The sequence below is a fragment of the uncultured Oscillibacter sp. genome (assembly GCF_910587525.1).
Classification (GTDB): Bacteria; Bacillota; Clostridia; order Oscillospirales; family Oscillospiraceae; genus Oscillibacter.
Genome location: NZ_CAJULS010000070.1, coordinates 1 through 12,160, shown reverse-complemented (window position 1 = coordinate 12,160; position 12,160 = coordinate 1). Strand labels below are relative to the sequence as shown.

The following is a 12,160-nucleotide window of genomic DNA, read 5'->3' as shown; positions in this document are numbered from 1 at the left end:
TCAACTGTCTGTTCCTCTATATCGCGGTTCTGCCAATCATCGCCATCGCCGCCCGGATTCCAAACGGGCACTTGATTGGAGCGGTGATAGCCTTTGTCTACGGCTACGGCGGGATGTTTGCGGCGGGGAGCATGACCTTGGCGAATTTGTATCCCGTGACCGCAAGCATGGGGCTGATCGGATACCGCAGCTATGATGCGGCCGTCCATTGGAATCCGTTGCTTTGTATGCTCAGTTTGCTGGCCGCTCTGCTGATTGCCGCCGCTTTTGTGGCGACAGCGAAAAAAGGCGCGGCTCCAAAGACAGCAAAAAAGCCCAAACGGGTCATCACTAAAAAAGGTTGGTAAGGGGTGTCAAACAACATGAAGAAAAAATTGAAAATCACAATAGGCGTCGTTGCCGTCCTGCTCATTGGTCTGGCCGGCTTTTGCGCATGGTTCCTCTCCGGCTCCGGCAGCGCCGAGTATTACGCCCAGATCGACAACACCAAGGTGGAACAGGTGGATTCTAACGGAGGCGTCATTAACTTCAAAGGCAACCTGCCCTATTCCTACACGCTGCTGTCCTATGACGAAAACGGGAGCGAAAAAGAGATCACCTTCGGGACATCCAGAGAACTGCGGGAGGGGGCCTTTATCCGTCTGACCGTCATGCCGGTCCGGGGCGTCCTGGACTGGAGCGAGGTACAGTATGACGAGCTTCCGGCAGCAGTACAGAATCACTATTCTGCTCCATCAGATGATTCCGGGAATTGAGCCATTCAACTACAAGGAGCAATGTAGAATGAAGAAAACATTAGAACAGGCGGCGTTATTGGCTGTGCTGCTGGTACTTGCAGGCTGTGCTGGAAATGAACCGGCGGAGCCTAAGTGGGAAGAACACCTTTACCGCACAGTGGTTTATAACAGCGGAGAAGATGAAAGCGATGCAAAATATTTGGAAATCGCACAACGCAGCCAGAAACTATTGTCTCTGCTGGAGGAAAAAACAGGTGCGTTTGTCATGGACGCATACAATTATCAGACGGTGGATGATGAGGGTACGCCCCTATATACCATGAATACGCCAGAAGTCCCAATCGAAATCGCTCCCGCTGGAATGTCTATACAGGTGAGCCGGGAATATTTCAAGTGGAATCCTATTGAAACAGAAGATGGTTTGGAATTGGAAAAACAGCTTGTACTGGATGATTTGACACTGAATCTGTTAGTGCCGAACCAGTACCGTGATATGGAACAGGAGATATTGGCTGCCTGGAGGAAATACTTTTATTTTGAAAAAGTGGAAGCCGAGAACAATTACAATGAAATGGCCGGTAGAGAAGAACGTCTGGACATCACAGAAGATCAACTGACTGTAAATATAATATTTGTAAAGGATGGACAGCGGTACTTTACTTATCGGAGTGACTGTGCATCTGCTGACGGAAGCTGGATCACCGATCCTCTGGTACAGATTTATACCGGGAATATTCACTGCAACTATGCTCACAGCTTTCTGACGCAGTGGACATACATTCCTTCGGAAGCAAGTTCGCCAGAAAAGGCTTACGAAGAAATTACTCCCTATATTTTGGAATGTGAAGCTCAAGAGAGTTTGAAGGAAGTGCGTCCTCTGCGGAATCAGTAAGATGAATTAGAACGGTGGCATTTCTTTGATATTTGTGGCTTAGCATGGCACACAATTTGCAGGAAGTTTGACGCTGACAGTAAGCTCGGAAAATAGAGAGGAATGATGGCTTATGAGGGAAGGCAATCTAAAAACAACGCTGAAATCTGGTATATCCTTTGGGAGTGCACTGGCAATGGTTATCAGTTATGCAAACTGGCACTCTATCGGCTGGGCAGTCGTTCATGGCCTGATGGGGTGGCTGTATGTGGGCTATTACATCATCAAATACTAAAACTTTAGGTCTGCGGCAAAAGAGAGGGGGACAAAACTATGTTGAATCAATCATTTGTAATTCCATAAAATTGCTTATCGAAAGTAATGTTATAACTTTTGGCGATTTTATAGAAGATATTACGATTCCGATGGATGCATTAACTGCTATATGTGTTTTGCCAGAAAGTTTTCTTAGAACGTATCTGGAGCCAATCAGATATCCACCCCATTTGCGACTGGTAAAGTAAAATTGGTTACATGAACTGCTACCGGGCAGATTTTCCTGCCCGGTACTCTTTTATTTCCCGTGTGGGTCAACTTGTGGGTCGGCCCAGTTACTAGCAAATTACTAACAAAAGAAAAGTTGCGAAAACAAGAGAAAACCCCGAAACCATTGCGGTTTCGGGGCTCCTATGGTGGAGACTACTGGACTCGAACCAGTGGCCTCATGCGTGTGAATATTCGATAGAGAAGGCAACAGCGGCCTTTACGCTCCATTCAGACCTTTCGCGCCCGGATTTTGTCATTTCACTATCCTGTCCGCTCCACCGTCTCCGCCCGGTTTTTTCCTGTCGTGGGTCAGGTTGTGGGTCAGGCGTTTGCCTGCTGGAGATAAAATTCACTCTCCGCGACGTGGGTCGCAAAATCGTATTCCAGCCGGGTCGCCTTGGAGGGTTCAATGTTATACCGTCTAAAGACCGTACGCAGATAAGCGAAATACGCCTTATCCTCCCGTTCCAGAGGCGCAACCCAGCCCTGCGCACTGCCAATAGACTCAATTCTCAACAGTTCTTCTCTGCTTGTTTGAGACATTTTCATCCCTCCTTGTATTCCGCGGCTAACCGCATTGCCGCATCCTCCCAGATCACCAGTCGGAACGGATCATAGGCGCCTACCTGCCGTGCGCCGAGTTCACGCTGATAGTAATCCAGCAAATCGCTGGTTTTAGCCCGAAAAATACCACGCCGTCAAATCCCGCGTCCATGGAAATCTGTACCGCATATGCAAACAGCGCTTTTACAATGCCGATATACCGCTTATTTCCTCCCTCGGCATGGAGCAGATTCACGTTGCTGTGACGAGCGCTCTCCAGATAGATTACTTCTACAGCCAGACTACGGCTGTCCAATTCGTAGGACATAAGTTCTAAAAGTTCACGGTTTTTCGCATGATGAAGAGCGACTTTATTTGGCAAATTCTCAGCGAAAGATGTGGTCCAATTTGTCTGCCAGTCCTGCGTGGCTGCTAAGTCACGTTCGGTCGCTGGGTTTACGGAAACCAATACTTTTTCTCCAGAATCCGCATCCAGAACGAACAAACTAAGCATATGAATCCCCCACGACGCTTTTCTCAACTGTAGTGTACTACAAAAGGCTAAGGAAAACAAGTACACGCTCCAAATTCACAGATACTCTGTTTTATTGATTTTACCTCAATTCAGATATCTGGGCTCGTACGGTCAAATGACGGTTGTAGGACTGCTCCAATATGCGCTCTCCCATGATGTCTGCCGCGCCGGAGAGGAGTCTGTGATATCCGCATCTTGGCCGGTTATCTGCTGAATTGTCAGTAGCCTACTTATGCCGCAGACTCGGGTTCCACTGCCCCAGCGCTGAATTGCACCTGTGTTACCAATGAGAAGTGGCTCTCTCAAAAGGGACTTTGTGTAGCTCCTGCTTTCTCCATTTTGCTCTCAACAACCGCCTGACTTGCGGGATCTATCCCGAATCATTCCGTATTTCTCTTCAAACCTGCTCAAGATGCCGGTTTGGATCTCGTCCAGATACAGGAGCGCTTGCGTTCTGATATCGACAGGGATACCGTAATAGGCTTCCGCTATGCTGCCCGTGATGGCGGCAATCGTATCACTGTCCCCTCCGATCGATATCGCGCCGCGTATCGCGTCCTCAAAACCTGTCGATTCCAGAAATGCCTCGATTGCCTGAGGAACTGAGCCCTGGCAGGACACATCAAACCTGTAGGCAGGGCGAATCTTATCCAGAGTAAAATCCAATAAATAGTAGTTTTCCTCAATGAATTTTTTGATTTCTCCCTTGTCCGCATCGTTTAAAGCGAGAAAAATTGCTCCGGCGGCTGCTTTCGCGCCCCGGATTCCTTCCGGATGATTGTGGGTGACAGCTGCCGTGATCTCCGCAAAGCGGAGGGCTTCATCCAGGGTCGCCGCGGCGTACGCACATGGGCTGACACGCATGGCAGAGCCGTTTCCAAAGCTTCCGTAGGGCGCTGGATGTGCCGATCCAAGCCACTGAATGAAGCGGCCGCCGTACCCGGCGTAGGGATAGCGGCGGCCCAACTCCTGCATACACACGATTGCCTGATCTGCCAAATCAGAATCATCACGATTGCAGGATAGGAACGCCTTGGCAATAGCCAATGTCATAATGCTGTCATCTGTAGGCATGCAGTTCGAAGCAAAAAAATCGAATTGTTTTGCTTTGACATTGTGCCGTTCAAAGCGAGAACCGACAATGTCGCCAATGATCGCACCTAACACACGATATCCCCCTTTATTGTTTTCTCTTCTTCATACTACTCCATACAACCTCGCCTGTCAAATGGCAGATTAACTCTAAGGCAATTAAGCAGATTTCCGGCGGTTATGCCGAAAATCTCCTCTCCGAATTGCACCAGTGTAAACCCAGTGTAAACAAAGAGACGCTGAGAGTATCAAAGTTTTCTGCATGTAGGCCTCATTTTGGTATTTCGCTGCTTGGTATGACGCCCCCCAGTACGACCGGAGCTCCGCCGGCCGCTTGCAATTCGGTCGGATCACGGATATACTGGTTGCATGATTCTCTGGCCGGTGATTCTGACCAGATAGAAAGCGGGTGCCGCTATGACTCATTACGAAAATCTGAGCGCCGCCCTCCAGTCCATGCGGGAGGGTATCCTGATCATCGACACGGAAGCCAGGATCGTATTCGCCAACCAATCCTATCTGGACTTCGTGAAGCGGACGGTGGACGAAATCCTGGGCCGTCCCTTGCGGGAGATCCGCCCGGGGGCCCGGCTGCCCGAGGTTCTGGCAACAGGGCAGCCCATCCTCCACGCTCCCCGCACGGAGGAGAACGACGACATCTACTTTGTCAATATGTACCCCGTCTTTCTGGACGGGAAAGTGGCCGGCGGGCTGTCGGTGGTCACTTTCCTCCGGGACGCCTACGACTTCCGCACGGAGCTGGAGGCTTACGAAAAGCGGAACAAGCAGGTGCTCCGCCGGGTAAACAGGACCAACTCCACCCGGTACACCTTTGACTCTATCGTAGCCGTGGAGGAGAACGCGCGCGCCGTCAAATCCCTGGCCCAGCGGGCGGCGGCCACGGATGCGGCGGTCCTGCTGGCCTCGGAGAGCGGCACCGGCAAGGAGCTCTACGCCCAGGCCATTCACAACGCCAGCCCCCGGTGCCGGGAGGTCTTTGTGGCTATCAACTGCGCCAATTTCAACGCGAACACCCTGGAATCCGAGCTCTTCGGCTATGTGGAGGGCGCCTTTACCGGTGCCCGGCGGGGCGGAAAAATCGGGCTGTTCGAGGCCGCCAACGGCGGCACCATCTTCTTGGACGAGGTATCCGAGATGGACATGGAGCTCCAGGCCAAGCTGCTGCGGGTCCTCCAAGAGGGCCGGGCGCGCCCAGTGGGCGGCGTGGAGGAGGTGGAGGCCGATGTGCGTCTTATCTGCGCCAGCAACGCTGATCTCCAGTCCTACATCGCCGCCGGGAAATTCCGCAGGGACCTGTACTACCGCCTGTCCACGTTCCAGATCCGCATCCCGCCCCTGCGGGAGCGGCGGGGGGACATCCCTGCCTTGGCCTTTGTGATCCTTCAGGAGCTGTCCAAAAAACTGAAACGCTCCGTGACCATCTCCCCGGAGGCCCTGGAGATTCTCACCGTCTATGACTGGCCCGGGAATGTGCGGGAGCTGCGGAACGTGCTGGAGTTCTCCGCCTATCTCTCCGAAAACGGCGTCATCGTCCAGGACTCCCTGCCGGAGAGCCTGGTGCGCCCCGCCGTGGAGCGGGAGAGCGTCCCCCTGGCCCAGCGGGTGCGGATGTTCGAGCAGAGCGAGATTCACAAGCTGCTGCTGCGCTACGGCTCCACCCTGGAGGGAAAAAAGCGGACCGCGGCGGAGCTCGGCATCTCCCTGGCCACGCTCTACAATAAACTCGGCTCCGATTGACTTCTATATTTTTAGAATTCGGTTCTAATATTTTAGAACTACGCTGTTTCAGGTATTGTATCGAAAAGCGGTTCCCCACCTCTCTTCAGACTTCTAATTTTTTAGAATTTTCTATATCTATTGGACCGGGCTCCGCGGAGTGCACAAGCCGCTCACCGTTACTCTCCCAGCACCTTGACATTTTTTCCAATTTCCTCCCGCCGCTGGCACGTTTCTTGCTTTTTAGTTTGGACATAGCTGCAGCGCGCGTCCCGCATCATCTCCGGGCCTGATGACTCCGCGGTACATACAGGTCCAAGCGAGAAAGAGAAAAACGAGGAGGAAAATTTTATGTTGGCATTCTTGGGCTTTCTCACCGTGGTGCTGATGCTGGTCCTCATCATGACCAAAAAAGCATCTCCCCTGGTGGCCCTCATCGCGGTTCCCGTGGTGACCGGCATCATCGCCTGCGGGTTCTTCGTCACTGACCCGGAGAACGCTCCCGGCGTAATCGACTTCGTGGCAAACTTCAAGAGCATGGGCAAAATGATCACCGGCTCCAGCGGCATCGGCTCCGTGGCCGCCACCGGCGTCATGTTCATCTTCTCCATCCTGTTCTTCGGCATCCTCACCGACGCCGGTACTTTCCGTCCCATCATCAAGAAGGTGCTGGACCTGGTGGGCACCGATCCAATCAAAATCGCCATTGGCACCGCCATTCTGGCCGCCATCGTCCACCTGGACGGTTCCGGCGCCGTGACCTTCCTGATCTGCGTCCCCGCCCTGTTGCCCTTGTATGACGCCTTGGGCATGAAGCGCACCACTCTGGCCACCATTGTGGCTCTGTCCGCAGGCACCATGAATATTCTACCCTGGGGCGGCCCCACCATCCGTGCCGCCACCGCCCTCACTCCCGAGGGCCAGCAGACCGATGCCGTGGCCTTCTTTATGCCCGTGCTGCCCGCCGTGCTGGCAGGTCTTGTGTGCGTGCTGGTCATCGCCGTGTTCCTGGGCCGCGCTGAAAAGGCCCGTCTGGGCAATGTGGCCCTGGCCGGCAAGGCCTATGTGGAGCCCGAGCTCTCCGATGAGGAGAAAACCCTGCTGCGCCCCCAGCTGTTCTGGGTAAACATCGTCCTCATCATCGCCGCCATCGCCGCCCTGCTGAAATCCGGCTTTGCCCCCGCGGTGATCTTCATGGTGTTCTATGTGCTGGCCACCCTCATCAACTATCCCAAGGTGGCTGACTCCAAGGCCCGGGTGGACGCCCACGCCAAGAGCTGCCTGATGATGTGCTCCGTGCTGTTTGCCGCCGGCTGCTTTACCGGCATCATGAAGGGCACCGGCATGATCACCGCCATGGCCGACGCGCTGGTAGCCATCATCCCGGACGCCATGGGCAAGTTCTTCCCCATCATCGTGGGCGTTGTGGGTATGCCCGCCTCCCTGCTGTTTGACCCCGACTCCTTCTACTACGGCGTGCTGCCCGTGCTGGCCCACACGGCCGAGGGCTTCGGCGTTGCCGCCCAGTCCGTGGGCCGCGCCGCCATCCTGGGCCAGATGACCACCGGCTTCCCCGTGTCCCCCCTCACCGCCTCCACCTTCCTGCTGGTGGGCCTGTCCGGCGTGGACTTCGGCGAGCATCAAAAGAAGACCATCCCCATGGCTTTCATCGTGACCATTGTGATGCTGGTGGTGGCTGTTGTCACCGGCGGCGTAACTCTGTAAAAGCCATCCCGATCCTTGACCATACAATTCTGCTGAAAGGAAGCGTGTCATTATGAAATCCATCCGCATCGGCTCCGGAGCCGGATACGCCGGCGATCGCCTGGAGCCCTCTCTGGAGCTCATCGAAAAGGGCAATCTGGATTACATCAGCTACGAATGCCTGGCTGAGCGCACCATCGCCATCGGCCAGCAGGCCAAACTGAAGGACCCCAGCAAGGGCTACAACGGCCTGCTGGAGTACCGCATGGAAAAGGCCCTGCCCCTGTGCTGGGAGCACAAGGTAAAGCTCATCACCAACATGGGCTCCGCCAATCCACAGGCGGCGGCGGCCACGTGCGTGGAGATCGCCCGGAAGCACGGCCTCACCGGCATGAAGATCGCCTGCGTCACCGGTGACGACCTGCTGCCCGTCATCGACAAATACATGGACACCGAGGTGTGGGAGACCGGCGAACCCCTCTCCAAGCTGCCCGGGCAGATTGTCTCCGCCAACGCCTACATGGGTGTGGAGGGCATCCTCAAGGCGCTGGAGCAGGGCGCCGACGTGGTCATCACCGGCCGTGTGGCGGACCCCGCCATCTTCATGGCCCCCGCCATCCACGAGTTCGGCTGGTCCCTGGAGGACTGGGACAAGCTGGGCAAGGGCACCATCATGGGCCACCTGCTGGAGTGCGGCGGCCAGGTCACCGGCGGCTATTTCGCAGAACCCGGCAAGAAGGACGTACCCGGTGTGGGACACCTGGGCTTCCCCATCATCGAGATCGCCGAGGACGGCTCCTTCTTTGTCACCAAGGTCCCCGAGGCCGGCGGCCTAGTGACGGTGGAGACCTGCTCCGAGCAGATCTGCTATGAGATCCACGACCCGGAGAACTACTTCACCCCCGACGTAGTGGCCGACTGCAAGAATATCACCTTCACCGAGGTGGAGAAGGACAAGGTGGTGGTCACCGGCGTCACCGGCAAGCCCAAGACCGAGACCCTTAAGTGCTCTATCGGCTACCGGGACTGCTTCATCGGGGACGGCGAGATCAGCTACGGCGGCCCCGGCTGCGTGGCACGGGCCAAGCTGGCGCTGGAGATCATGAAAGAGCGCCTGGAGCTGGTGGCTCCCGGCCAGTTTGACGAGCTGAAATTCGACCTCATCGGCTGCAACAGCCTGTACTGGAACCCCGACCGGCCCATGGCCGGGGAACCCTCCGAGGTCCGCGTCCGGGTGGCCGGACGGGCCAAGACCAAGGCCGTGGCCGACCTTGTGCCCAACGAGGTGGAGGCCCTGTACACCAACGGTCCCGCCGGCGGCTGCGGCGCGGTGAAGCGCACCCGGGACATCGTGTCTGTGGCATCCATCCTAGTGAGCCGCTACGACGTGAAGCCCGAGATTCAGGTCTTTACGGTATAAGAAAGGAGAATTCGCCATGAAACTCTGGGAAATCGCCCACTCCCGCACCGGAGACAAGGGGAACATCTCCAACGTCTCCCTGATCGCCTATGACGCCAAGGACTATGAGATGCTCAAAGAGAAAGTCACTCCTGAGCGGGTAAAGGAGCACTTCAAGAGCATGGTCCACGGCGACGTGGTCCGCTATGAACTGCCCAACATCCACGCACTGAACTTTGTGATGTACGCGGCCCTGGGCGGCGGCGTCACCCGCTCCCTCTCTGTAGATATGCACGGCAAGGGCCTGTCTTCCTACCTGCTGGATCTGGAGATCTGAGCTGTTCACCATATTTCCATATTGTGAACAACGTGCGGTCCGCCGGTTTGGCGGACCGCACGTTGAACGTTGAAGGGGGACTCCTCCCATTTATTTTTAGAACGGTTCTTTTTGAACACCGCAATCCTCTGGGGAATCTGGCGGTGTTATTTTTATTGTGGTAATACTATTCCCAAATTAAAAATTCGGAAACAGCACGTAAATAAAAACGGGTTTCATCCCTTCGCGCCGGGTGGGAAACAAGCGAATACTCTGTTCTATCAATTTATCTCTGCTTCCAGCCCCGCATCCGATGAACCTTTTCACCGAGGAGGGAAATAATAAAAACTCAAAATGACAGGCTGACAGGTTGAGGGAATGCATACATTTCCTTCCGCAAGGCCAATTCGAGTGGACCCGCATGGCAACGCCCGCCGTACTGAGGGCCGGCTCATGAAGAACCGGACCGAGCTGACTGCGGACCCCATGTGGGGCGAATCAGTCTCAGCAGGCGCAAAGCCCCGATCCCCAACAAGCGGCGCCCCCCAGCGAAGGGGCGGTGGCCGTAAAACAGTAAAAATGCAAGAAAGCTGAAAACGTAGTGTTTTCAAGGGACGGCGTGGCTTTGGTCACGCCGTTTCCTCTTTCATCAGCTCATCCAGAGGGATGAAGCCCAGGCCGTCATACTTGATGTGGATATTCTGCCTCCGCTTGCCGCTGGACTTATCCGGGGCCTCCACATAGATCGCCTGAACCAGCTCTCGAAGGGCGTAGGCGTCAAGTGTCTCAATGGACACATACTTCTGCGCCGTCTGGATGAACTTCTCAATATTCTCGTTCTGTCGCGCCTGTACTTCAATCTCCTGCCGCAAGGTAACGACCTCGGCCTCAAGCTGCTTCTGCTCTGCATCATAACTCTAGCTCAGCATATCAAACCGCTCGTCACTCAGCCGCCCGCTGGCGTTGTCCTCATAAATCTTGATAAACAGCCGCTTCAGCTCGGCGATGCGCTTCTCGTCCCGGCTGAGCTTCTTCCTGCTGGTCAGAATCTTCTCGGCGCTTTCCAGCTTCATCTGCTGTTCCATGACCATGCGGAAATGGGCCTCATACCGCAGAATGTAGTCCGTCACCAGTTGGATATGCTTCAAAACCATACGTTCCAGAACCTTCACCCGAACGAAGTGTCCGCCACATTTCTCCCGGTTCTTCTTGTGCAGAGAGCAGTCGAAGAAGTCTTGAGAGAAATCGCCGTTGTTGGAAGAACCGTACTGCATCTTGGAGCCGCAGTCGGCGCAGTAGACCAGCCCGGAAAAAATACTGCTCCTGCCGGTGCGGGTCATGCGGTGCCTCTGCTGGCGGATCACCTGGACCTTCTCAAACACATCATCCTCAATAATGCGCTCATGGGTATCGGGGAAGATTGCCTGCTTTTCAACCGGGTTCTCCCTCTGCTTCTTATCCCAGATGGAGTTGGTGTAGGTTTTGAAATTGACGGTACAGCCCGTATACTCCCGGCGTTCCAGAATCTTGACAACGGAACTGTCCTGCCAGCCACAAGGATTCTCCGGGTCGGGGTTCGGCGTACTGCGCCCCTGCTGTTTTTTGTAGGCGGTGGGGGTCAGCACCTTGTCCGCCCTGAGCTGGTTGGCGATCTGCTGCGGTCCCCGCCCCTCCATGCACATCTGGAAGATGCGCCTTACCACTTGAGCGGCCTCCGGGTCGATCAGCCAGCGCCTCGGATTCTCCGGGTCCTTCACATAGCCGTAGGGGACGTTGACCGTCAGCGGCACACCCCGCTCACCCTTCGCCTTCTGAACAGCCCGGATTTTGCGGCTTGTATCCCTGGCATAAAATTCGTTGAACCAGTTCTTTATTCCGGCGAAATCGTTGTTGACGCTGTTGGGGTCGATGGTGTCATAGTTGTCGTTGATGGCGATAAACCGGACGCCATTCTGAGGGAAGGTGAAGTTGGTGTAAAGCCCGGTCAGCGCGGAGTTCCGGCCCAGCCGGGAGAGATCCTTGGTGATGGCAACAGCCACGTTGCCCGCTTCAATCTCGGCCAGCATCGCTTGGAATCCGGGACGGTCATAGGTCACGCCGCTTACACCGTCATCGATGAAAAACACAGGGTTCGGAAAATGATGGTCCTTAACGTATTGGAGTAAGATAGCCCTTTGATTCTCGATGGATAGGGACTCCCCGGCTCTCTCGTCCTCTTGACTTAACCGGCAGTAGAGGGCAGTGATTTTGTTCGTTGCTCCTGACATTTCTGTATCCTCCTTCAAGGGAGCAACTGTCAGTACAGGATTGGTAGTTCCTATTGTAGCAGAAACGGGGGCGTTTGTCATTCAGAATCCTCCTGCTTTTCGGAAAAATTTCTGGCGGTGATGCGCTCCAGCTTACGCAGGAAGCTCTCGGTCCCTTCATAGCTGCCAGTGACGGTGTAGATTGTTCCGGCAATCACTTCTGTAGCCGTCAATTCGGGAATCCAATATGCCGAAATATTTTTTACTTGGATGTGTCCGTTTTTGGTGATCTTCAAATTTGCACTCCTCTTATGTTTTTGTTCTGGTGGTGGCGGCAGTTTTTGCCGCCACCACCAATTACCGCTCCGCCTCCCGGCGTTTCTGCCGGGTCTGCTCCTGCTGGCGTATGGCGGCATCGGCGTTCCGCTTCACCT

The 12,160-nt window shown here is 55.0% G+C and carries 12 protein-coding genes and 1 pseudogene; 7 read left to right on the top strand and 6 right to left on the bottom strand.

Annotation, left to right across the window (positions count from 1 at the left end):
• The 3 genes and pseudogenes from QZ326_RS07760 to QZ326_RS07750 form a co-directional block, all read left to right on the top strand.
• Window positions 1–347 (top strand): annotated as a pseudogene (locus QZ326_RS07760) (ABC transporter permease); the annotation flags it as partial.
• A gap of 15 nt (window positions 348–362) precedes the next feature.
• Window positions 363–755, top strand: a complete 393-nt coding sequence (locus tag QZ326_RS07755) for a YxeA family protein (RefSeq protein WP_295743509.1) — start codon at window positions 363–365, stop codon at window positions 753–755.
• Between the two features lie 28 nt (window positions 756–783).
• On the top strand, window positions 784–1,629 hold the full coding sequence (locus QZ326_RS07750) for a hypothetical protein (protein ID WP_295743506.1): 846 nt from the start codon (window positions 784–786) through the stop codon (window positions 1,627–1,629).
• Between the two features lie 846 nt (window positions 1,630–2,475).
• On the opposite strand, the gene QZ326_RS07745 is transcribed toward QZ326_RS07750, so the two are convergent.
• The 3 genes from QZ326_RS07745 to QZ326_RS07735 form a co-directional block, all read right to left on the bottom strand.
• On the bottom strand, window positions 2,476–2,697 hold the full coding sequence (locus tag QZ326_RS07745) for a hypothetical protein (protein WP_295743503.1): 222 nt from the start codon (window positions 2,695–2,697) through the stop codon (window positions 2,476–2,478).
• A 79-nt stretch (window positions 2,698–2,776) separates the two neighbouring features.
• Complete coding sequence (locus QZ326_RS07740) at window positions 2,777–3,211, bottom strand: hypothetical protein (RefSeq protein WP_295743500.1); 435 nt, start codon at window positions 3,209–3,211, stop codon at window positions 2,777–2,779.
• A gap of 366 nt (window positions 3,212–3,577) precedes the next feature.
• Window positions 3,578–4,399 carry an ADP-ribosylglycohydrolase family protein gene (locus QZ326_RS07735; protein WP_295743496.1) on the bottom strand — a complete coding sequence of 274 codons (822 nt, stop codon included), beginning with the start codon at window positions 4,397–4,399 and terminating at the stop codon, window positions 3,578–3,580.
• Window positions 4,400–4,741: 342 nt separating this feature from the next.
• Between QZ326_RS07735 and QZ326_RS07730 the strand changes: the two genes are divergently transcribed.
• The 4 genes from QZ326_RS07730 (at window position 4,742) to QZ326_RS07715 (ending at window position 9,501) form a co-directional block, all read left to right on the top strand.
• The gene (locus QZ326_RS07730) at window positions 4,742–6,082 is read left to right on the top strand and encodes a sigma-54-dependent Fis family transcriptional regulator (RefSeq protein ID WP_295743493.1); all 1,341 of its coding nucleotides are present in this window, start codon (window positions 4,742–4,744) and stop codon (window positions 6,080–6,082) included.
• A 330-nt stretch (window positions 6,083–6,412) separates the two neighbouring features.
• Window positions 6,413–7,786: a CitMHS family transporter gene (locus QZ326_RS07725; RefSeq protein ID WP_295743489.1), complete on the top strand. Its 1,374-nt coding sequence runs from the start codon at window positions 6,413–6,415 to the stop codon at window positions 7,784–7,786.
• Window positions 7,787–7,838: 52 nt separating this feature from the next.
• Complete coding sequence (locus tag QZ326_RS07720; RefSeq protein WP_295743486.1) at window positions 7,839–9,185, top strand: acyclic terpene utilization AtuA family protein; 1,347 nt, start codon at window positions 7,839–7,841, stop codon at window positions 9,183–9,185.
• A gap of 16 nt (window positions 9,186–9,201) precedes the next feature.
• Window positions 9,202–9,501, top strand: coding sequence for a hypothetical protein (locus QZ326_RS07715; protein WP_295743483.1), 300 nt, complete (start codon window positions 9,202–9,204; stop codon window positions 9,499–9,501).
• 608 nt (window positions 9,502–10,109) lie between these two features.
• On the opposite strand, the gene QZ326_RS07710 is transcribed toward QZ326_RS07715, so the two are convergent.
• The 3 genes from QZ326_RS07710 to QZ326_RS07700 form a co-directional block, all read right to left on the bottom strand.
• Window positions 10,110–10,352: a DUF4368 domain-containing protein gene (locus QZ326_RS07710; protein ID WP_295743481.1), complete on the bottom strand. Its 243-nt coding sequence runs from the start codon at window positions 10,350–10,352 to the stop codon at window positions 10,110–10,112.
• A 45-nt stretch (window positions 10,353–10,397) separates the two neighbouring features.
• The gene (locus QZ326_RS07705) at window positions 10,398–11,747 is read right to left on the bottom strand and encodes a recombinase family protein (RefSeq protein ID WP_295743478.1); all 1,350 of its coding nucleotides are present in this window, start codon (window positions 11,745–11,747) and stop codon (window positions 10,398–10,400) included.
• 77 nt (window positions 11,748–11,824) lie between these two features.
• On the bottom strand, window positions 11,825–12,022 hold the full coding sequence (locus QZ326_RS07700; protein WP_295743475.1) for a hypothetical protein: 198 nt from the start codon (window positions 12,020–12,022) through the stop codon (window positions 11,825–11,827).
• Window positions 12,023–12,160 lie beyond the last annotated feature (138 nt).